This is a genomic window from Azospirillum melinis, assembly GCF_013340935.1.
Taxonomy (GTDB): domain Bacteria; phylum Pseudomonadota; class Alphaproteobacteria; order Azospirillales; family Azospirillaceae; genus Azospirillum; species Azospirillum melinis.
Genome location: NZ_WHOS01000007.1, coordinates 56210 through 75641, shown reverse-complemented (window position 1 = coordinate 75641; position 19432 = coordinate 56210). Strand labels below are relative to the sequence as shown.

General features: G+C 69.7%; 18 protein-coding genes. 15 read left to right on the top strand and 3 right to left on the bottom strand.

All coding sequences use genetic code 11. The features are described from left to right. The first annotated feature begins 9 nt into the window (after nucleotides 1-9). Entirely contained in the window at nucleotides 10-1050 is a 1041-nt protein-coding gene (locus tag GBZ48_RS07675; protein ID WP_174470482.1) for an ABC transporter substrate-binding protein, read from the top strand. A 51-nt stretch (nucleotides 1051-1101) separates the two neighbouring features. Continuing rightward, entirely contained in the window at nucleotides 1102-2421 is a 1320-nt protein-coding gene (locus GBZ48_RS07670; RefSeq protein ID WP_174470481.1) for an LLM class flavin-dependent oxidoreductase, read from the top strand. 76 nt (nucleotides 2422-2497) lie between these two features. Here GBZ48_RS07670 and GBZ48_RS07665 read toward each other — a convergent pair whose 3' ends face one another. After that, nucleotides 2498-2662, bottom strand: coding sequence for a hypothetical protein (locus GBZ48_RS07665; protein ID WP_174470480.1), 165 nt, complete (start codon nucleotides 2660-2662; stop codon nucleotides 2498-2500). Here GBZ48_RS07665 and GBZ48_RS07660 point away from each other — a divergent pair. Genes GBZ48_RS07660 through GBZ48_RS07645 form a run of 4 tightly spaced genes read left to right on the top strand, consistent with a single transcriptional unit; the run spans nucleotide 2661 to nucleotide 7645 of the window. Further along, nucleotides 2661-3536: an ABC transporter permease subunit gene (locus GBZ48_RS07660; RefSeq protein ID WP_174470479.1), complete on the top strand. Its 876-nt coding sequence runs from the start codon at nucleotides 2661-2663 to the stop codon at nucleotides 3534-3536. The genes GBZ48_RS07665 and GBZ48_RS07660 overlap by 2 nt on opposite strands. Next, complete coding sequence (locus GBZ48_RS07655; protein WP_174470478.1) at nucleotides 3533-4243, top strand: ABC transporter ATP-binding protein; 711 nt, start codon at nucleotides 3533-3535, stop codon at nucleotides 4241-4243. The genes GBZ48_RS07660 and GBZ48_RS07655 overlap by 4 nt, the downstream gene beginning before the upstream one ends. Before the next feature lie 58 nt (nucleotides 4244-4301). Beyond that, nucleotides 4302-5339 carry an NrtA/SsuA/CpmA family ABC transporter substrate-binding protein gene (locus GBZ48_RS07650; protein ID WP_174470477.1) on the top strand — a complete coding sequence of 346 codons (1038 nt, stop codon included), beginning with the start codon at nucleotides 4302-4304 and terminating at the stop codon, nucleotides 5337-5339. Continuing rightward, nucleotides 5339-7645: a molybdopterin guanine dinucleotide-containing S/N-oxide reductase gene (locus GBZ48_RS07645; RefSeq protein ID WP_174470476.1), complete on the top strand. Its 2307-nt coding sequence runs from the start codon at nucleotides 5339-5341 to the stop codon at nucleotides 7643-7645. Before GBZ48_RS07650 ends, GBZ48_RS07645 begins: the two co-directional genes overlap by 1 nt. 2 nt (nucleotides 7646-7647) lie before the next feature. On the opposite strand, the gene GBZ48_RS07640 is transcribed toward GBZ48_RS07645, so the two are convergent. Continuing rightward, nucleotides 7648-8814: an aminotransferase gene (locus GBZ48_RS07640; RefSeq protein ID WP_174470475.1), complete on the bottom strand. Its 1167-nt coding sequence runs from the start codon at nucleotides 8812-8814 to the stop codon at nucleotides 7648-7650. Nucleotides 8815-8936: 122 nt separating this feature from the next. On the opposite strand from GBZ48_RS07640, the gene GBZ48_RS07635 reads away from it, so the two are divergent. From GBZ48_RS07635 to GBZ48_RS07615, 5 genes are all read left to right on the top strand, one after another. Next, nucleotides 8937-10190 carry a trans-sulfuration enzyme family protein gene (locus tag GBZ48_RS07635; RefSeq protein WP_174470474.1) on the top strand — a complete coding sequence of 418 codons (1254 nt, stop codon included), beginning with the start codon at nucleotides 8937-8939 and terminating at the stop codon, nucleotides 10188-10190. Further along, a complete protein-coding gene (locus tag GBZ48_RS07630; protein ID WP_174470473.1) occupies nucleotides 10187-10735 on the top strand; it encodes an OsmC family protein in 549 nt (182 codons plus the stop codon). Before GBZ48_RS07635 ends, GBZ48_RS07630 begins: the two co-directional genes overlap by 4 nt. 45 nt (nucleotides 10736-10780) lie before the next feature. Then, nucleotides 10781-11608 carry a MetQ/NlpA family lipoprotein gene (locus GBZ48_RS07625; RefSeq protein ID WP_174470472.1) on the top strand — a complete coding sequence of 276 codons (828 nt, stop codon included), beginning with the start codon at nucleotides 10781-10783 and terminating at the stop codon, nucleotides 11606-11608. Between the two features lie 159 nt (nucleotides 11609-11767). Then, nucleotides 11768-12778 (top strand): methionine ABC transporter ATP-binding protein, encoded by a 1011-nt coding sequence (locus GBZ48_RS07620; RefSeq protein ID WP_425485980.1) that lies wholly within the window; start codon nucleotides 11768-11770, stop codon nucleotides 12776-12778. Beyond that, nucleotides 12759-13415: a methionine ABC transporter permease gene (locus GBZ48_RS07615; RefSeq protein ID WP_174470470.1), complete on the top strand. Its 657-nt coding sequence runs from the start codon at nucleotides 12759-12761 to the stop codon at nucleotides 13413-13415. Before GBZ48_RS07620 ends, GBZ48_RS07615 begins: the two co-directional genes overlap by 20 nt. Nucleotides 13416-13463: 48 nt before the next feature. On the opposite strand, the gene GBZ48_RS07610 is transcribed toward GBZ48_RS07615, so the two are convergent. Then, a complete protein-coding gene (locus tag GBZ48_RS07610) occupies nucleotides 13464-14183 on the bottom strand; it encodes a GntR family transcriptional regulator (protein WP_174470469.1) in 720 nt (239 codons plus the stop codon). A gap of 204 nt (nucleotides 14184-14387) precedes the next feature. On the opposite strand from GBZ48_RS07610, the gene GBZ48_RS07605 reads away from it, so the two are divergent. From GBZ48_RS07605 to GBZ48_RS07590, 4 genes are read left to right on the top strand one after another with little or no spacing between them, the layout of a single operon-like run. Next, nucleotides 14388-15221, top strand: coding sequence for an ABC transporter ATP-binding protein (locus GBZ48_RS07605; protein ID WP_209798214.1), 834 nt, complete (start codon nucleotides 14388-14390; stop codon nucleotides 15219-15221). A 50-nt stretch (nucleotides 15222-15271) separates the two neighbouring features. Beyond that, nucleotides 15272-16291 carry an ABC transporter substrate-binding protein gene (locus tag GBZ48_RS07600; protein WP_174470468.1) on the top strand — a complete coding sequence of 340 codons (1020 nt, stop codon included), beginning with the start codon at nucleotides 15272-15274 and terminating at the stop codon, nucleotides 16289-16291. Next, nucleotides 16291-17034 (top strand): ABC transporter permease, encoded by a 744-nt coding sequence (locus tag GBZ48_RS07595; RefSeq protein WP_108547429.1) that lies wholly within the window; start codon nucleotides 16291-16293, stop codon nucleotides 17032-17034. The genes GBZ48_RS07600 and GBZ48_RS07595 overlap by 1 nt, the downstream gene beginning before the upstream one ends. Before the next feature lie 34 nt (nucleotides 17035-17068). Continuing rightward, nucleotides 17069-19432, top strand: a complete 2364-nt coding sequence (locus GBZ48_RS07590; RefSeq protein ID WP_174470467.1) for a PHP domain-containing protein — start codon at nucleotides 17069-17071, stop codon at nucleotides 19430-19432.

Here is a 19432-nt window from a genome sequence, read left to right as displayed (position 1 = left end):
TTTGCAAAGATGACCGAGCACCGTTCGCCTACCCTGTCGCGCCGCCGCCTGCTGTGCGGAGCCGGCATAGCCGCCGTCGCCGGACTGCTGGCTCCCGCCCTGGCGGCCCCGCTGCTGTCCCGTCCGGCCTTCGCCGCCACTGCCACCAACGCCGCCGGCACCAGCCTCAAGGTCGGCGACCAGCGGTCCACCATCCGCTCGCTGCTGGAGGCGTCCGGTCAGTTGAAGGACATTCCCTACACGCTGGAGTTCGCCGATTTCCCGGCCGCTGCACCGGTGCTGGAGGCGCTGAACGCCGGCGCCATCGATGCGGGCTTCGCCGGTGACGCCGCCCATGCCTTCGCCCTGTCCAACGGCCTGCCGGCCAGGATCATCTCCGCCGCCCGCTCCGATCCCGGCTGCATCGGCCTGCTGGTGCGCAAGGATTCGCCGATCCGGACGGTGGCCGACCTGAAGGGGCGGACGATCACCGCGGTGCGCGGCTCGATCGGTCATTATCTGGTGGTCGCCGCCCTGAAGGCGAACGGCCTGTCGGTGAACGACGTCACGCTGGCCTTCCTGCAACCGACCGAAGCGAAATCGGCCTTTTCCAGCGGTACGGTGGATGCCTGGGCGATCTGGACGCTCTATGTCGCGCAGGAGGTGGTGGCCAGCACCGGCAGGGTGCTGGTCGACGGCCGCGGCCTGCTGAACAACAACGCCTTCATCAGCGCCACCGATGTCGCCATCGCGCAGAAGCGCGCGCTGTTGCAGGACTATGTCGCCCGCGTCGCCGCCGCCCGGATCTGGGCGCTCGACAATGTCGACCGGTATGCCCGCATCTGGGGCGATCTGGTGAAGGTGACGCCGGAGGTCGCCGTCGCCGCCTTCAACCTGGAGCGCTTCCGCCCGGTGGCGGTGGATGACGGCATCGTCGCCGACCTGCAAACCACCGCTGATTTCTACACCGGCATCGGCGTGATCCAGAAGCCCTTCACCGCGGCGGCCCATGCCGACCGCAGCTTCGCCCTCGACGCGGGCCTGCTGGCGCAATCGGCCCGCGCCGGCTGACCCCGCGGCCGCCCTTCCCTTTCAGACCCCTTTCAAACCGATGAGACCACGATGCATCTGGCTCTGTTCTGCACCGAGGCCGGGATGCACGCCGGCGGCTGGCGTCACCCCGACGCCGGCGCCGTGCGCCCGTTCGACCTCGGCTTCTACCGCGAGCTGGCGCTGAAGGCCGAAGCCGCCAAGCTCGACATGCTGTTCGTCGCCGACAAGCTCGGCCTCGACGACCTGTATGGCGGCGGGGTGGCGGCCACCGTCGCCCGTCGTCCCAACGCGCGGCCCGAACCGCTGACGCTGATCGCGGCGTTGGCCGGCGCCACCAGCCGGATCGGGCTGGGCGCGACGGTGTCGACCAGCTATGCCGAGCCCTATCATGTCGCCCGCATGTTCGCGACGATCGACCATCTCAGCGGCGGACGGGCGGCGTGGAACGCCGTGACCTCGGTCAGCGACAGCGAGGCCCGCAATTTCGGACGCGCCGCCCATCTCGACCATGCCAGCCGCTATGAGCGCGCCGACGAGTTCATCGACGTGGTGCGCAAGCTGTGGGACAGCTGGGAAGAGGACGCGATCCGGCCGGACAAGGCGTCCGGCCGCTTCGCCGACGACCGCCGCGTCCATTACATCGACCATGAGGGCCGCCATTTCCGTGTCCGCGGTCCGTTGAACGTCGAGCGGCCGCCGCAGGGCCATCCCGTCGTCATCCAGGCCGGCGTGTCCGGCACCTTCCAGGACATCGCCACCCGTCAGGCCGATCTTGTCTTCACGGTGCAGCCCGATCTCGACAGCGCCAAGCGGGCCTATGCCGCCTTCAAGGCCCAGGTCGCCGCCAACGGGCGCCCGCCTGGCAGCGTCAAGATGCTGCCAGGCCTCATGCCGATCGTCGGGCGCAGCGATACCGAGGCCGAGGACATCCGCGCCGAGCTGCGCGCGCTGATCGACCCGGTCGCCGGCCTGACCTTCATGTCCGGCAGCATGAATTACGACCTGTCGCGCCATCCGCTGGACGGCCCCTTCCCCGATCTGCGCGACGTCATCACCGGCAGCCGCGGGCGTTTCCAGCGGGTGATCGCCGACGCGCTGGAGCGCGGCGCCACCGTCGCCGAGGTCGGCGCCGCCTATGTCGAGAGCCTCTCCTTCGCCGTCGCCGCCGGATCGCCGAAGACGGTCGCCGACATTTTGGAACAGTGGGTCACGGAACAGGCGGCCGACGGCTTCGTCCTGATGCCGCCCTATCTGCCGGGCGGCGTCGATGGCTTCCTGACGCAGGTGGTGCCCGAATTGCAGCGGCGCGGTCTGTTCCGGCGCGAGTACTGCGGCGCCACGCTGCGCGACCATCTCGGGCTGGACCGGCCGGCGTCACGCTATGCGTGACGCTGACGCCCTTGGCGACAGTAATATACAAGCACAAATAGTATTATTTATTTTATTTGTTGACTGGTTTAGTAGATTAAATCAGGCTGGGGTCGGTTCCTTGCCTTGCCTGTCCGGCGCGCCGCCTTCCCAGCCGCCCGGCCATGCCATCGCCGACCATGCCATCCGCCGCCGCGACCGGCGCCGCATCGCACTCCCATTCCTCGACAAGCCGTCCTGCCCAGCCGTGGAGATCCCGCATGAGCAGCCTCGACAGCAGTTTCGGCGTCCGCCGCGCCGCCACGCCGCAAGCCCCGGCCGCCGCGAAACGGGTGCGCCGTCCGATCTCCGACGGACAGCACCGCATCGGAACGAGAGCCCATGTCGCCCTGTCCTGGATCGCACCGCTTCTGCTGCTGGCGGTGTGGGAGGGGCTGGCCCGCAACGGCTGGATCGAGCCGCAGGTGCTGCCAGCGCCCAGCAAGGTGGTGGCGACCGCGTGGAAGCTGGGGCTGCACGGCACGTTGCTGCGCGACCTCGGTACCAGCCTGCTGCGGGCGGCGGCCGGCTTCGCCATCGGCGGCGGCATCGGCTTCGCGCTCGGCACGCTGGTCGGCTTCTCCCGGCTGGCCGAGGCGCTGATCGACCGCAGCGTGCAGATGATCCGCGCCATTCCCTTCCTGGCGCTGCTGCCGCTGGTGATCGTCTGGTTCGGCGTCGGCGAGGGGCAGAAGATCTTCCTGGTTTCGCTGGGCGTCGCCTTCCCGGTCTACATCAACACCACGCTCGGCATCCGGCAGGTCGACCCCAAGCTGCTGGAACTGGGCCGGGTGCGCGGCCTGTCCACCGCTCTGCTGATCCGCCGGATCGTCCTGCCGGGTGCCCTGCCCTCCATCCTCACCGGCGTCCGCTATGCGCTGGCGACGGCATGGCTGGCGCTGGTGGTGGCGGAGACCATCGGCGCGCAGGCTGGGCTGGGCTTCCTCGCCATGGACGCGCGCGAGTTCCTGCGCACCGACGTGATCGTGCTGACCATCGTCATCTACGCCCTGATCGGCGTGCTGGCCGACAGCCTGGCCCGGCTGCTGGAGCGCCGCCTGCTTGCCTGGCATCCCAATTACGGAGCCGGCCGATGAGCGCTCTTCACGTCCCGAACGCCGACCCCGCCGTCACCGTCACCGGCCTGCGCCGGGCCTATGGCCGCCGCGTGGTGATCGACGCGCTGGATTTGCGCATCGAACGCGGCGAATTCGTCGCCCTGCTGGGCGAGAGCGGCTGCGGCAAGACCACGCTGCTGCGGGCGCTGGCCGGGCTGGACCCGATCCAGGCCGGGCGCATCGACGCCCCCGGCAAGCCGGCGGTGGTCTTCCAGGAGCCGCGCCTGCTGCCCTGGGACAGCCTGTGGCGCAACGTCTCGCTCGGCCTGCCGGAGCACGGTGCGCGCGAGGCCGCGGCGGCGGCGCTGGCCGAGGTCGGGCTCGGCAACCGGCTGGACGACTGGCCGCGCACCCTGTCCGGCGGTCAGGCCCAGCGCGTGGCGCTGGCGAGGGCGCTGGTGCAGGAGCCGGAGCTTCTGCTGCTCGACGAGCCCTTCGCGGCGCTCGACGCGCTGACCCGGATCCGCATGCACGGGCTGGTCAAGGAGCTGGTGGCCCGCCACCGGCCGGGCGTCCTGCTGGTCACCCACGACGTGGAGGAGGCGATCCGGCTGGCCGACCGCATCCTGGTGATGCGGGACGGCGCCATCGCCGCCGAGCATCTGCCGGAGACCGCCGCCGATCCCCAGCGCTTCCGCGCGCTTCTGCTGGCTGAGCTGGGCGTGCAGGGAAGTGCCGCCGCCTGACCGGCCGCTGGCTTTCAAACCCATCCTACCTCCTTCCCGACCGAACGAGCCTTCTTCGATGACCGACCCGTTCCGCCCAGTTACCACCCGCCGTGCCTTCCTCGCCCGCTCGCTGATCGGCGCCGGGGCTGCCGGCCTCGCCGCGGGCTTCGATCCGCTGGCGGGTTCCCTCCCGGCTGCCCATGCCGCCAGCCAGACCACGGCCGGACGCAACACCGACACCATCCGCCTGACCTGGGGCTTCTCCGGCCTGGCCTTCATCGCCAAGGAGCGGGGAGAACTGGAAAAGACCCTGGCGAAGGACGGCATCAAGGTGGAATGGATCGGCCCCTTCCCCAACCATGCGCCGACCTTGCAGGCGGTGACCGGCGGCACCGCCGATTTCAGCTTCGGCGGCAGCACCACCCCGGCGCTGGCCGCCATCATCGCCGGCTCGCCGCTGGTCTTCAGCCTGTTCCTGAACTATACACCGCGCACCACCGCGATCATCGCCAAGGACGGCTCCGGCATCGACAGGGTGGCCGATCTGGTCGGCAGGTCGGTCGCGGTCAACCGTTCCGGCCTGGGCGAGTTCCTGCTGGTGGCGGCGCTGGAAAAGCACGGCGTCGACCGCTCGAAGGTCAATTTCGTCTATCTCAACCCGCCCGACGCCGCCCCGGCACTGGCATCGGGCAAGGTGGACGCGTGGTCGATGTGGAGTCCCGGCGTCGACATCGCCCGGCTGGAGTACAAGGCGCACGACATCTTCCAGGAGGAGCGCGACCTCGATTTCCAGATCGATTTCACCAGCTACCTGACCCGCCGCCGCTTCGCGCAGGAGAATCCGGCCCTGATCCGCGCCCTGAACGCGGCCTTCACCGCCGAAGCGGCCTGGGCCTCGGCCAACACGGTGGAGGCGGAGACCATCGTCCAGGCCAAGGCCGGCTATCGGGACGAGATCCGCGACGGCTACATCGCGCTGAAGCGGCAGTACCGCCTCTATCCGGTCAGCGACACCGCCTTCGTCGGCGATCTCCAGAAGGCGGCCGACTGGCTGGTCGCCCGCCGCATCCTGCCGGAGCCGGTCAGGGTCGCCGACCATCTGGCGGCGCTGTGATGAGCAGCGGGGACAGCTTCACAGCGACGCATTGGGGAGTCTATCGGCCGCGGGTGGCGGACGGCAGGCTGACCGCGCTGGACCCGGCCCCGTGGGACGGGGCGCCGTCGGCCATCGGCCGGTCGGTGGTCGACGGGATCGACGCCCCCGCCCGCATCCGCCGCCCGGCGGTGCGCGAAGGCTTCCTGCGCCACGGTCCCGCATCGCGCGACGGGCGTGGACGCGAGCCGTTCGTCGAGGTGTCGTGGGACGAGGCGCTCGACCTCGCCGCGCGCGAACTGGACCGGGTGCGGCGCGACCATGGCAACGCCGCCATCTTCGGCGGCTCCTATGGCTGGGCCAGCGCCGGCCGCTTCCACCATGCCCAGAGCCAGCTCCACCGCTTCCTCAACTGCATCGGCGGCTACACGGCGCACAGCGACACCTACAGCTTAGGCGCCGGGCGGGTGCTGATGCCGCGCATCCTGGCGTCGATGGACGACCTGATGCTGTCGCACACCGCCTGGACCAGCCTGGAAAAGCATTGCGAGCTGTTCGTCGCCTTCGGCGGCCTGCCGGCCCGCAACGCGCAGGTCGGATCGGGCGGGGCCAGCGACCATCTGGTCAAGCCGGCGCTGGGCCGGCTGGCGGCCGGCGGCGTGCGCTTCGTCAATGTCAGCCCGGTGCGCCACGACCTCGACGACGTGCCGGGGGCGGAGTGGATCGCCATCCGGCCCGGCACCGACACCGCCTTCATGCTGGGCCTCGCCCACACGCTGGTGAGGGACGGTCTGGCGGACGGCGATTTCCTCGCCCGCTGTACCGTCGGCTATGAGGAGTTCCGCCGCTATCTGACCGGTGAAGCCGATGGCGTCGCCAAGGACGCCGGCTGGGCCGCCGCCATCGCCGGCGTGCCGGCTGAAACCATCGCGACGCTGGCCCGCCGCATGGCCGGCAGCCGGACCATGATGAACCTCGCCTGGTCGCTGCAACGGGCGGTGCATGGCGAACAGCCTTTCTGGATGGGGGTGACGCTGGCGGCGATGCTGGGTCAGATCGGCACGCCCGGCGGCGGGCTGGGGGTCGGCTATTCGGTGATGAACACCATGGGGTCGGGCCGGCGCCGGGTGACCGGGCCGCGGCTGCCGCAGGGGCGCAACCCGGTGGACACCGCCATCCCGGTCGCCCGTATCGCCGACATGCTGCTGAACCCCGGCGCCTCCTACCGCTACAACGGGCAGACGCGGCGCTATCCCGACATCCGGCTGGTCCATTGGGCCGGCGGCAACGCCTTCCACCACCACCAGGACATCAACCGGCTGGTCCGGGCATGGCGGCGGCCGGAGACGGTCATCGTCCAGGATCCCTTCTGGACCGCCCAGGCGAAATTCGCCGACATCGTGCTGCCGGCGACCACGGCGCTGGAGCGCGACGACATCGGCGGCGCCACCGGCGACCGCTTTCTGGTGTGGATGGCCCGCGCCCTCGATCCGGTCGGCGAGGCGCGCGATGACCATGCCATCCTCGCCGGGCTCGCAGGCCGGCTGGGGGTGGAGGCGGAGTTCACCGGCGGGCTGACCACCGAGGAGTGGCTGGAACGGCTCTATGAGGAATGCCGCTTCAACGCCCCGGTGCCTCTGCCGGACTTCCGCAGCTTCCTGGCGGCCGGGCTGGCCGAGATCCCCCTGGTCGAGCCGGAGAAGGTCCTGCTGCAAGCCTTCCGCGCCGACCCGGACGGATCGCCGCTGCCCACCCCGTCGGGCCGGATCGAGATCGGCTCCGCCACCATCGCCGGTTTCGGCCTGCCCGACTGTCCCGGCCATCCGGTGTGGCGCGACCCGGCGGGCCATCCGGGGCTGGCGGGCGACGACGGTCCGCTGCATCTGCTGTCCTGCCAGCCGGCGACCCGGCTGCACAGCCAGTACGACCATGGCGCGGTCAGCCGGGAGAGCAAGATCGCCGGGCGGGAGCCGATCCGCATCCATCCCGGCGACGCGGCGGCGCGCGGCATCTGCAACGGCGACGTGGTGCGGGTGTTCAACCGGCGCGGCGCCTTTCTGGCCGGTGCGGTGCTGACCGAGGGCATCCGGCCCGGCGTGCTGCAGATCGCCACAGGCGCCTGGTACGATCCGGTGGACCCGGACACCGACGGCAGTCTGGATGCGCACGGCAACCCCAACATGGTGACGCCCGACACCGGCACCTCGGATCTCGCCCAGGGCTGTTCGGCCCAGAGCGCCCTGGTGGAGGTCGAGCGCGTCACCGGCCCGCTGCCGGAGATCCGCGCCTTCCAGCCGCCGCGCTTCGTCGGCCGCCATGAGACGTAACGTCAAGCGGCACCGGCGCGCCTGCGCCAATCGGCAAGCCGTTCCAGCGCCTGATGCAGCAGCGGCAGCCGCTTGGCGAAGCACAGCCGGATCAGCGACGTCATGTCGCGCTCCGCATAGAAGCTGCTGACCGGCACGGCGGCGACCCCCGATTCGGCGACCAGACGGCGGCAGAAGGCGAAATCGTCTCCATCACGGTCGAATTCACCGGTCTCCACGCACAGGAAATAGGTGGCGCCGCAATCGAGCACGCTGAAACCCAACTCGCGCAGCCCGCCGGCAAGCTGGTCGCGGTTGTGCTGCAAGGTTGCCTGCAGGCCCTGGAAATAGGACTCATCCAGCCCAAGCCCGAAGGCGACTGCGGCCTGGAGATGGGGCGGTGTCGCGAAGGTCAGATACTGGTGGGCGCGGGCGACCGGCTCCAGCAGCGCCGCCGGCGCGGTGACGTAGCCGACCTTCCAGCCGGTGACCGAGAAGGTCTTGCCGGCCGAGCCGATCCGCAGGCAGCGGCCCTGCGCTTCCGGCATCGTGTAGAGCGGCACATGGGCGCGGCCGTCGAATGTCAGATGCTCGTAGACCTCGTCGCAGATGGCGATCAGGTCGTGGCGGTCGAGCAGCCCGGCCAGGAAACCCAGTTCGTCCAGGCTGAAGATCTTGCCGTTCGGGTTCATCGGGGTGTTCAGCAGGATCGCCCGCGTCCGCGGTGTGATCGCGTCCAGAATGCGCTGGCGCGGCAACTCCCAATGCGGCGGCTCCAGCCGGATCGGCACCGGAACCGCCCCGGCACGGCGCAGCAGCACGCCGTAACAATCGTAGGCCGGCTGGAAGACCAGCACCTCGTCGCCCGGTTCCAGCAATCCGAAAAAGCAGTCGGCCAGCGCCTCGGTCGCACCGGAGGTGACCAGCACTTCGGTCGCCCAATCGGCCTCGATGTTCCAGAAGCGGCGATTTGCCGCCGCCACCGCCTGGCGCAGGGCCGGCAGACCCAGGGTCGGCGGATATTGGTGGGGACCGTCGCGCAAGGCCCGCCCCGCCGCCTCGATCACCTCCGTCGCCTCGATGCCTTCGGGGAAGCCCTGCCCGAGATTGATCGCGCCATGCTCGGCAGCCAGCCGCGACATCGTCTCGAACACCGAAGTGCGCGTGCTGCGGAACACAGTATTCACCATTTTTTATCGTCCTTTGCTGGAAGGGTGCACCAATTTCACAGTTGCCCTTATTTCTCTATCGTGCAAGTGTGTTTATAACAGAGTTTCACGAATGAAACCGCACTGCCTCCGGATTTCCATCCATGACCGATCATCCGTCGAACCGCGGCCGTTGGACCGGTCTGTCCACCCGCGCCATCCATCTCGGCTACTACCCGGCAAGCGAACAGGGTGCACTGACCCCGCCGGTCTTCATGACCTCCACCTACGCCTTCGAAACGGCGGAGGATGGGGCGGCTCTGTTCCGCGGCGAAAAGGACGGCTACATCTACGGCCGCACCAAGAACCCGACCCAGTCGGTGCTGGAGGCCCGCATCGCCGACCTTGAGGGGGCGGAGGCCGGGCTGGCCGTCGCGTCGGGCATGGCGGCGATCTCCGCCACCCTGTGGACCCTGCTGTCGGCGGGCGATCTGGTGGTGATCGACCACACGCTCTACGGCAACAGCTATGCGCTGTTCACCCGCGGGCTGACCCGCTTCGGCATCCGGGTCGAGGTGGCGGACTTCACCGACCCCGACGACCTCGCCCGCGCCCTGGCGCTCCGTCCGGCGCTGGTCCATTTCGAAACGCCGGCCAACCCGAACCTGCGGGTGATCGACATCGCCGCGGTCAGCGCCCAGGCCCATGCGGCCGGCGCCCTGGTCATGGTCGACAACACCTTCGCCACCCCGGTCCTGCAACGGCCGATCGAGCATGGCGCCGATCTGGTGGTTCATTCCGCCACTAAGTTCCTCGGCGGGCATGGCGATCTGATCGCCGGCGTGGTGGTGGGAGCGAAGGCGATCATCGACCGCATCCGCGGCCACGGCCTGCGCTATCTGACCGGCGCCACCATCGCGCCGCTGACCGCCTTCCTGCTGCTGCGTGGCCTGAAGACGCTGGAACTGCGCGTCGAGCGCCACAGCGCATCGGCCGCCGCCATCGCCGGGTTGCTGGCGGGCCATCCCGCGGTGCGCCGCGTCGATTACCCCGGCCTGCCCGGCTCCTCCGGCCACGACATCGCCCGCCGCCAGATGAGCGGCTTCGGCGGGCTGGTCTCCTGCGAACTCGAGGGCGGGCTGGAGGCCGGCATCCGTTTCATGAACCGGCTGGTGCTGGCAACCCGCGCGGTCAGCCTGGGCGATGCGGAAACCCTGGTGCAGCATCCGGCCAGCATGACCCACGCCACCTACGGCGCGGAGGAACGCGCCCGCCACGGCATCGCCGACGGGCTGATCCGCCTGTCCATCGGGCTGGAGAACCTGCCGGACATCCGCGAGGACATCCTCCAGGCGCTCGACGCCGTCACCCAGACGCGCGGTGCCATCAAATCCCCCTTGCAAGAGGTGCGTCCATGAGCACGCTCAACGAATATCTGGTCCAGAAGCGCATCGCCCATCTGGCGATCAAGGAACGGATCGCGCAGCCCGGCTTCGAGCCGCCGACCCTGTCGGCCCGCGTCAGCGCCGAGGGGCGCAGCGGCATCCGCCGCATCCGCATCCGCGACCATCAGGTGATCAGCGACGCCCCGCCCGACTTCGCCGGCTACGATCTGGGACCGACCTCGCCGGAACTGCAGCTCGGCGTGCTGGGCAGTTGCGTCACCCACATCACCCTGATCCAGGCCGCCGAGCTGGGCGTGCCGCTGGACAGCCTGGAGGTCGAGGTGGAAGGCGTGTTCGATCCGCGCGGCGGCAAGCCGGGCTTCGAGCATATCCCGGTCTATCCGCAGAACCTGCGCTACACCATCCACATCGTCTCCCCCGCCAGCGCCGAGGCCATTGCGGAGCTTCACGAGACGGTGGAACGGACCTGCCCGATCCTGAACCTGCTGCGCCACCCGCAGGAGGTCGTCTCCACCATCTCCCACCGGCAGCCGGAAACGGCGGAAGCCGCCGCCTGACACACCCCCGCCTGACACACAGAAGACTCCGGAGCAATTTCCGCCATGACGGGTCGTCTTTTCGGGCGCATCGCGCGCGCCCTGTCCATCGGTGCCGCCTTCGGCGCCGTTTTCGCCGCCACCACGGGTTGGGCTGCCGATCCCGTCCACCTGAAGGTCGGCATCCGCGGCGGCATCAGCGAACCGATCTGGGAGATCGTCGCCAGGGTGGCGAAGCCGCGCGGGCTTGAGATCGAGCCGGTGGTGATGGCCGGCTCCCTCAGCCCCAACGAGGCGCTGAACACCGGCGACCTCCAGGCCAACGCCTTCCAGCATATCCCCTTCCTGCGCGACCAGATCGCCCAGCGCGGCTACAAGCTGGCCGTGGTCGGCAACACCTACCTGTCGCCCATCGCCTTCTATTCCAAGACATACAAGTCGCTGAAGGATCTGCCGAATGGCGCCAGGGTCGGCGTCCCCGACGATCCCAGCAACGAGAGCCGCGCTCTGATCGTGCTGCGCGACGAAGGGCTGCTGAGCCTGCGCGACGGCTTCGACGCCTACAACCAGACCGCCACCCTGGCCGACATCAAGGAGAACCCGCGCAAGCTGCAGATCGTCGAGGTGAAGTCGGTGGTGCTGGCCCGCTCCTACCAGGATCTGGACGCCGCGGCGATCATCTCCAGCTTCGGATCGCAGGTCGGGCTGAACGCCGCGCGCGACGGCATCGCCCAGGAGAAGCGCGACAACAATCCCAACGTCAACATCATCGTCGTGCGTGAGCAGGACAAGGACGCGCCGTGGGTCAAGCCGCTGGTCGAGTCCTTCCAGTCGCCGGAGGTCCGCGCCCACATCGAGAAGGAGCTGGCGGGCATCCTGATCCCCGCCTTCTGAACAGCCGCATCGCCATGACCCGCCCAATCCGGCAGAAAAGGTAAACCAGCGATGCTGTGGAAACGCGCGACCGCGCCGTCGGCCGCCCAGCTGACCGCGGCCAATCTCACTCCCGCCGCCTCGCCCGACCCGTCCTCGCCCCACATCCTGTTCGACGGCATGCGCAAGACCTATCCCGGCGGGGTGGAGGCGCTGCAAGCGGTGTCCTTCGCCATCCCGCGCGGCAGCGTCTTCGGCATCATCGGCCGTTCCGGCGCCGGCAAATCGACCCTGCTGCGGGCGATCAACATGCTGGAACGACCCAGCGGCGGCCGGGTGCTGGTCGACGGCATCGACGTCGGCGGGCTGGGGGAGGAGGATCTCGTCCGCCTGCGCCGCCGCATCGGCATGATCTTCCAGCATTTCAACCTGCTGTCGGCCAAGACGGTGCGGGAGAATGTCGGACTGCCGCTGAAGGTGGCCGGCGTCGGCGCCGCCGAGGTCCGCCGGCGGGTGGACGACCTGCTGGACCTCGTCGGGCTGGCCGACAAGGCCGAGGTCTATCCGTCCAAGCTGTCGGGCGGGCAGAAGCAGCGCGTCGGCATCGCCCGCGCGCTGGTCCACCGGCCGGAGATCCTGCTGTGCGACGAGGCGACCTCAGCGCTCGACCCGGAAACCACCCACGCCATCCTCGGCCTGCTGCGCGACATCAACGCCAAGCTGGGGCTGACCATCGTGCTGATCACCCACGACATGGCGGTGATCCGGGCGATCTGCGACGAGGTGATGGTGCTGGACCGCGGCCACCGGGTGGAACATGGGCCGGTCTGGTCGGTGTTCGGCACGCCGCAGGGCGACGCCACCCGCGCCCTGCTGCGCCCGCTCCGGCATGGGCTTCCCGACGACATCGCCCGCCGGCTGCAACCCGATCCGCCGAAACAGGGCGGCGGGCAGGCGGTGCTGTCGCTGCGCTTCACCGGCGAAAGCCACCCCGAAGGCATCTCGCTCGCCAGCCTGCTGGCGCTGGCGCCGGATGCCAAGCTGCTGCATGGCGGCATCGACCGCATCCAGGGCCATGCCCAGGGCGATCTCGTGATCGCCGTTCCCGTCGCGGCGATGCGCTCGGCCGCCGGGTCCCGCTTCTCCCCCGACAGCTGGAAGGTTCTCGGCTATGTCGCCGACGATGTTTGAGCGCTATCTGCGCGCTTTCGGCGAAACGCTGACGATGGTCGGAGTGTCCGTCACCATCGCCATCGCCAGCGGCCTGACCCTGGCCCTGCTGCTGGTCGCCACCGCCCCCGGCGGGCTCTATCCGCGGCAGCGCTTCAACAAGGGGCTGTCGGTGGTGGTGAACGTCTTCCGGGCGGTCCCCTTCATCATCCTGCTGGTGGCGTTGCTGCCCTTCACCCGGCTGATCGTCGGCACGACGCTGGGCATCTGGGCCGCCATCGTTCCGCTCAGCATCCACCTCATCGCCTTCTACACCCGCGTCGCCCAGGTCAGCCTGAACGAGGTCGACCACGGACTGATCGAGGCGGCCCGCGCCATGGGTTTCCGCCGCTGGCACATCGTCCGTCATGTCATCCTGCCAGAGGCGCTGCCGGGCCTGATCGGCGGCATGACGGTCTGCGTGATCGCGATGATCAACGCCTCGGCAATGGCGGGGGCTGTCGGCGCCGGCGGCCTGGGCGACCTCGCCATCCGCTACGGTTATGAACGCTACGAGACCCAGGTGCTGTTCGAGATCATCGCGATCCTGATCGTGCTGGTGACTTCGGTGCAGTTCGGCGGCGAATGGCTGTCGCGGCGGGTCGATCATCGCCGCTGAGGCCATCGCCGCTGAGGCCATCGCCGGTAAAAAGACTGCCGGTCGCCCCTATCCCTGCCAGCGGTGGGACAGGATGAAGCTGTAGCGTTCGGATCTGATGTGGAAAACCGAACGGTCGGCGCAGCCGCCGCCGACGAAGACGGAACGGCGCTCCATTACCAGCACCGGCGCTCCCGCCGGCAGGCCGAGCGCCGTCGCCACCTCCGCATCGGCCGCCGCCGCCTTCACCTCGATGTCGGCGCCGCCGACCGGCTTGCCGACGATGTCCTGCAGGATGCCGTAGATCGGCTTGTGTCCGGCCGCCTGCCAATCGACCGGCTCCAGGGCCGGCGGCAGCAGGCTGCGGCCCAGGGCCACCGGCTCTCCATCCACCAGATGCAGGCGGCAGACCTCCAGGCAATGGGGGCCGAAATCCTCCCGCAGGTCCGGCGGCGTCGCGACGATCCGCGCCGAGATCGGCTGCATCGTGGCATCCAGCCCCTGTAGCCGCAGGGATTCGTGAAAGCTGCGCAGGCGGTCGAGCGGATGCTGGACGCGCTTGCCCGCCGTGAAGGTGCCCTTGCCCTTGCGGCGCTCGATCAGCCCGTCCGCCTCCAGCCGGTCGAGCGCCAGCCGGACGGTGACCCGGCTGACGCCGAAGCGGGTACCGATCTCGCTTTCCGTCGGCAGCCGCCCCGACGGCTCGAACAGCCGGGCGGCGATCTCGTCGCGCAGCCGGTCGGCGATCTGCCGGTACAGCGCCGTCGCGTTGTCTCGCACCACGGGCACCCTGGCTTTCCTCCCTGAATGATCGACCCGGCCAGCGGATCGAGGCCGCCTTGATGCCACCGGCGACGGGACGGCTCAAGCGTCTATCCCGTCACGGTGCCAGCCGCGTGAATCTGATTCAATTCCCTAGTTGCCACGTATTTTATAATATGTATTATAATGTATTATCGAGATGAACCGGTTGATCGGAGGGATAAAACGGACATGGACTGTGGAATTCCGACCTCTCCATCCGGCAGCCGTTTCGAGACTTTTCCCGATGATCGCTCCGGCGGTGCCGCCTTCCACGTGGACGGCGTGGATTTCGCCTATGACGGCACCCATCCGATGTTTCGGTCCCTGGCCTTGTCCGCCCGTCCGGGGGAGTTCGTGGCGCTGCTCGGCCCATCGGGCTGCGGCAAGACCACGCTGCTGAACCTGCTGTCCGGCTTCCTGCCGCCCGATTCCGGCCGCATCACCATCGACGGCGAGACGGTGACGCCGGAGATGCCGGCGCTCGGCTATGTCTTCCAGTCGCCGCAGCTGTTTCCCTGGCTCGACGTGCTCGACAATGTGCGGTTCGGCCTGCGGATGGCCGGCCGGCTGCCGGAGGCGGAGCAGCGGGACAAGGCGCTGGCGGCACTGGCGCTGGTCGGGCTTGATGCCGCGGCCGGCAAGTTTCCTCACCAGCTGTCGGGCGGCATGCAGCAGCGGGTTGCCCTGGCCCGCGCGCTGGTCCTGGAGCCGCGCCTGCTGCTGATGGACGAACCCTTCGCCGCACTGGACGCCATCACCCGCGCCACCCTGAACGAGGAACTGCTGCGGCTGTGCGGCCGGCTCGGTCAGACCGTCCTGTTCATCACCCACGACGTCGAGGAGGCGGTGTTCCTGGCCGACCGCGTCGTGCTGCTCGACATCGCCCCGGCCGGCATCCACAGCGAACTGACCATCGACCTGCCCCGCCCGCGCCGCCTGCGCGAGACCCGGCGGCTGGAGCGCTTCACCGCCCTGACCGACACGCTGCTGGAGCGGATTTCCGCCATCGTCGCCGCGGCCTGACCTGCGGCCGGGACCATCCCCTGCCAGCCCCGACCAGAAGGATTTCGCGCATGAACCGGATGTTCGCCGCGGCATTGTCCGCCGCCCTGTACGGCTCCATCGCTCTGCTCGCCGGCATCGCCCCGGCCGGGGCCGCCACCACGGCCGACGGCCGCCCGCTCCGGGTCGGCTGGGTCTTCGCCATGGCCAACGCCCCGGCGCTGGTCGCCGACCGCAAGGGCTTCTATACCGAAGAGGGGCTGACGGTGGAGGCAAAGCCCTTCGGCGATGGGCCGGTCATCCAGCAGGCGCTCGCCGCCGGCGAGCTGGACGTCGCCTATATCGGCGCGCCGCCGGTCTACCAGTGGGCGGCGCGCGGGCTGGACAGCCGCATCCTGGCCAAGGTGAATTACGGGCAGGCGGCGGTGATCGCCAACAATCCCGCCATCGCCAAGCTGTCCGACCTGCGCGGCCGCAAGGTCGCCGGGGTGGCGCGCGGCAGCGGGATGGACGTGCTGCTGCGCGGCGCCGTGCTGAAGGAGGCCGCCGGCCTCGATCCCGACCGCGATCTGTCGGTGGTGTCGATGCCGGTCGGCAACATGAACGCCGCGCTGGACAGCGGAACGGTGGATGCCGCCTTCACCTGGGAGCCCTTCATCAGCCAGCAGGTGCTGCGGGGAAGCGCGCATGTGCTGTTCGACGTCAACCAGGCGCTGCCCGGCTATCCCTGGTACGTGGTGATGGCGCCGAAGAAGACGCTGGCGGAGCGGCCGGACGATGTGGTGAAGCTGCTGCGCGCCCATGCCAAGGCCATCGCCTGGCTGTCCGACCACCCGGCCGAAGGCGACGCCCTGATCGCCGAAGCGTTCAAGCTGGAGCCGGTGAAGCGCGCCGACGGCACCGAGATCGCCCCGGCCGCGGTCGCCGCCGAGGCGCGCAAGCGGCTGGGCTGGTCGGACCGGCTGGAGGAGAGCGACCTCGCCTTCATCCAGCGGCTGATGGACACATCGCTGGCGCTCGGCTTCATCCCGGCGCCGATGAAGGCGGCGGACATCGTCGACGGCTCCTACCTCCGCCGGGCGGGCCGCTGATGCGGACCCGGCTTTACGGCTGGGCGGCCTTTCCGGCGCTGCTGCTGGTGTGGAGCGCCGCCGCCTGGAACCTGCCGCCCTATGTCCTGCCGCAGCCCTGGGCGGTGGCGGCGGAGGCGGTGCGCTGGCTCGACAGCGGCCAGCTCGCCGCCCATGTCGGTGCCAGCCTGCTGCGCGAGGCCGGCGGCTTCGCCGTCGCCGTGCTGGGCGCGCTGGCACTGGGGCTGGCCGGGGCGCTGTCGCCGGGCTTCCGCGCTTTTTCCGCCCCGTTGACCGGCCTGTTCATGGCGATCCCGCCCATCGCCTGGGCGCCTTTGTCGATGATCTTCTTCGGGTTGGGCTATGTCGCCATCACCATGGTGATCGTGGTCGCCGCCCTGTTCCCGATGGCGGTGACGGTGCAGGAGGGCTTCCTCGCCATCCGCAACGGCAACCTGCGCGCCGCCCGCGTGCTGGGCGCCCGCCGCTGGCAGCTGATCCGCCATGTCTACCTGCCGGCCTCGCTGCCCTTCCTGACCGCGGCGCTGCGCATCGGCTTCAGCCAGGCGTGGCGGGCGCTGGTGGCGGCCGAGATGCTGGGCGCCTCGCAGGGGATCGGCTGGATGGTGGCGATGGGCGGCCAGATCGGCAACGCCACCCAGGTGCTGCTGGGCGTCGCCATCATCGGCATGACCGCCTGGATCACCGAAAGCCTCGTCTTCCGCCGCATCGAGCGGCGCTACCGCCACTGGCACCTCGCCTGACCCGAAAACCCGCAGAACCGGAGGAACCGCCGCCATGTCCGAAGCCCAGCCGCCTGTCCGCCACATCGCCCCCGTCGGGCTGTACGAGCGCAACAAGGACCGCCCCTTCCTGGGATCGACCAGCTGCTCGCACCGCCGGCTGGTCGCCGGCGAATGGACCGAACTGCAACTGGTCTACGAGGTCGGGGCGTCGGGCCTCGCCGACGGCGCCGGCATCAAGCTGGCGATGAAGTTCTATTCCGACTGGGCGCTGTTCCAGACCAGCGACCCGCAGGCCGCCAACTATGTCTCGGCGGAGTATGAGGCCGGACCGCTGGTGCCGGGGCAGAGCCCGGCGACGATCCAGGCGCTGAAGGTGCGCTTCGACCAGAAGGGCCATGAGCGCCCCTATCAGAAGGCCATCGTCATCGACGTGATCGACGGCTATCTCAATCCCGGCGACCGCATCGTCATCAGGCTGGGCGACCGGCGGCGCGGCGGGCCGGGCACGCGGGTGCAGAGCTTCGTCGAGCAGGGGTTCCGCTTCCGCGTCTTCATCGACCCGCTCGGCAGCCAGAAATATGCCGAGGTGCCGGGCGACTGCGTGATCGACATCGTCCCCGGCGCGCCCGCCGCCCTGCGTCTGGTGGCGCCGCGCCTGACGGCACCCGGCCCGGCCAGCCTGCTGCTGCGCGCCGAGGATGTCTGGGGCAATTGCTGCACTGGCGGCGCCATCGATGCCGCCCTGACGCTGGCGGGCCCGCAGGGTGAGGCAACGCAGCAACTGACGCTCTCGCCCAACCCCGGTGCTTATGGCTGGCTGGTCCATCGCGAGGACGTGGCGTTGTCGGAGGGCGACTGGCGCATTGCCGCCACCGCCGACGGGCTGGTTCCGGCCGAAGCCTTCGTCACCGTCGAAGAGAGCGCGCCGCGTGCCTACTATGCCGACCTGCATGTCCATTCCAACGACACGGTCGGCACCAACGACACCGCCTACAACCTGTCCTACGGCCGCGATATCGCCGGGCTGGACGTGCTGGGCTACACCGCCAACGACTTCAACGTCACCGAAAAGGCCTGGAGCGAGGCGGTCGGGCTGATCGACCGCTTCAACGAGGCCGGCCGCTTCGTCTGCTACCCCGGCACCGAATGGTGCGGCAACTCGGCGGCCGGCGGCGACCACAATGTCGTCTTCCTGCGCGACGGCGTGCCGCAATTCCCCGTCGACAGCCGGGGGCAGCCGGTCCGCTCCTTCGAATGGAACGAGTCCACCCGCGGCAAGCTGCGCCCCGGCGCCTGGCCGCTGGACGAGCTTTACGCCGCCTATCAGGACGACCCGGAAGGCCATCTGCTGATCCCGCATGTCGGCGGCCGGCGCTGCAATCTCGACTGGCACCATCCCGAGCTGGAGCGGCTGATCGAGATCGGCTCCGCCTGGGGCCAGTTCCACTGGGTCTATGCCGAGGCGCTGGCCCGCGGCTACCGGCTCGGCGCCTCGGCCAGCAGCGACGAGCATCAGGGCCGCTGCGGCGGTGGGGCACCGGCCACCGCGGTGTTCGGCGCGCGCGGCGGGCTGACCGGGGTGCTGGCCGACCGGCTCGACCGCGCCACCATCGGCCGGGCGCTGCGCTCGCGCCGCACCTTCGCCACCACCGGCGAGCGCAGCTTCGCCAGCCTGCGGCTGGGCGACCGCTGGATGGGCGAGGTGGTGCAAGCCTCGGCGGCGGATGCGCTCGACTACCGATTGCTCGGCGACCGTGGCTGGGAGAGCCTGCGGCTTTACGACGGCGAGACTTTGCTGTGGGAGCGCGACCTGCACCGCGAACTGGGCTTGTCGGAGCGGCGCATCCGGCTGCGGCTGGGCGGCGCCCGCATCAAGGACCGCTACCGCGGGGCCTATTGGAGCGGCGGCATCACCGTCACCGGAGCGGCGGTGCAGCGGGTCGAGCCCTTCGGCTTCGACCATCCCGAACAGGGCTGCTGGCGGCAGGACGCCACCACGGTGGCCCTGCGCACCGTCACCCATGGCGATACCGACGGGGTGGAACTGACGCTGTCTCGGCTGGCCGGCACGCGCATCCGGGTACAACTCGACATCGGCACCTATGTGAAGGTCGGCAACCCGCTGACCCCGCCGCCCAACCCGCATGCGCCGGAGGCCGTGCTGGAGATCGACGGCGACGCGCTGCTGGATGCAGCCCGCTCGCCGGCCGGAGCCGTCACCCGCCTGCTGCCCGGCACGGAACTGGAGGTGACGGTGGAGCGTGTCACCGAGGCGCCGCTGCCCCGCGACCTCGCTGGCCGCATCCCATTGGCCGGGCTAGGGCTGGCGGCAGGCTGCGAGCACCCGCTGTTCCTCACCGGACGCCAGCGCGACCAGTCGCGGGTGTGGACCTCCGCGCTGTTTCTGACAGTGTGA

Bases quoted from the DNA above. Each gene is read 5' to 3' on its own strand.
- GBZ48_RS07670 (WP_174470481.1), top strand. From the start codon at position 1,102: ATGCATCTGGCTCTGTTCTGCACCGAGGCCGGGATGCACGCCGGCGGC.
- GBZ48_RS07640 (WP_174470475.1), bottom strand. From the start codon at position 8,814: ATGGTGAATACTGTGTTCCGCAGCACGCGCACTTCGGTGTTCGAGACG.
- GBZ48_RS07615 (WP_174470470.1), top strand. From the start codon at position 12,759: ATGTCGCCGACGATGTTTGAGCGCTATCTGCGCGCTTTCGGCGAAACG.
- GBZ48_RS07655 (WP_174470478.1), top strand. From the start codon at position 3,533: ATGAGCGCTCTTCACGTCCCGAACGCCGACCCCGCCGTCACCGTCACC.
- GBZ48_RS07665 (WP_174470480.1), bottom strand. From the start codon at position 2,662: ATGCGGGATCTCCACGGCTGGGCAGGACGGCTTGTCGAGGAATGGGAG.
- GBZ48_RS07645 (WP_174470476.1), top strand. From the start codon at position 5,339: ATGAGCAGCGGGGACAGCTTCACAGCGACGCATTGGGGAGTCTATCGG.
- GBZ48_RS07620 (WP_425485980.1), top strand. From the start codon at position 11,768: ATGCGCAAGACCTATCCCGGCGGGGTGGAGGCGCTGCAAGCGGTGTCC.
- GBZ48_RS07630 (WP_174470473.1), top strand. From the start codon at position 10,187: ATGAGCACGCTCAACGAATATCTGGTCCAGAAGCGCATCGCCCATCTG.
- GBZ48_RS07660 (WP_174470479.1), top strand. From the start codon at position 2,661: ATGAGCAGCCTCGACAGCAGTTTCGGCGTCCGCCGCGCCGCCACGCCG.
- GBZ48_RS07595 (WP_108547429.1), top strand. From the start codon at position 16,291: ATGCGGACCCGGCTTTACGGCTGGGCGGCCTTTCCGGCGCTGCTGCTG.
- GBZ48_RS07635 (WP_174470474.1), top strand. From the start codon at position 8,937: ATGACCGATCATCCGTCGAACCGCGGCCGTTGGACCGGTCTGTCCACC.
- GBZ48_RS07675 (WP_174470482.1), top strand. From the start codon at position 10: ATGACCGAGCACCGTTCGCCTACCCTGTCGCGCCGCCGCCTGCTGTGC.
- GBZ48_RS07650 (WP_174470477.1), top strand. From the start codon at position 4,302: ATGACCGACCCGTTCCGCCCAGTTACCACCCGCCGTGCCTTCCTCGCC.
- GBZ48_RS07605 (WP_209798214.1), top strand. From the start codon at position 14,388: ATGGACTGTGGAATTCCGACCTCTCCATCCGGCAGCCGTTTCGAGACT.
- GBZ48_RS07625 (WP_174470472.1), top strand. From the start codon at position 10,781: ATGACGGGTCGTCTTTTCGGGCGCATCGCGCGCGCCCTGTCCATCGGT.
- GBZ48_RS07590 (WP_174470467.1), top strand. From the start codon at position 17,069: ATGTCCGAAGCCCAGCCGCCTGTCCGCCACATCGCCCCCGTCGGGCTG.
- GBZ48_RS07600 (WP_174470468.1), top strand. From the start codon at position 15,272: ATGAACCGGATGTTCGCCGCGGCATTGTCCGCCGCCCTGTACGGCTCC.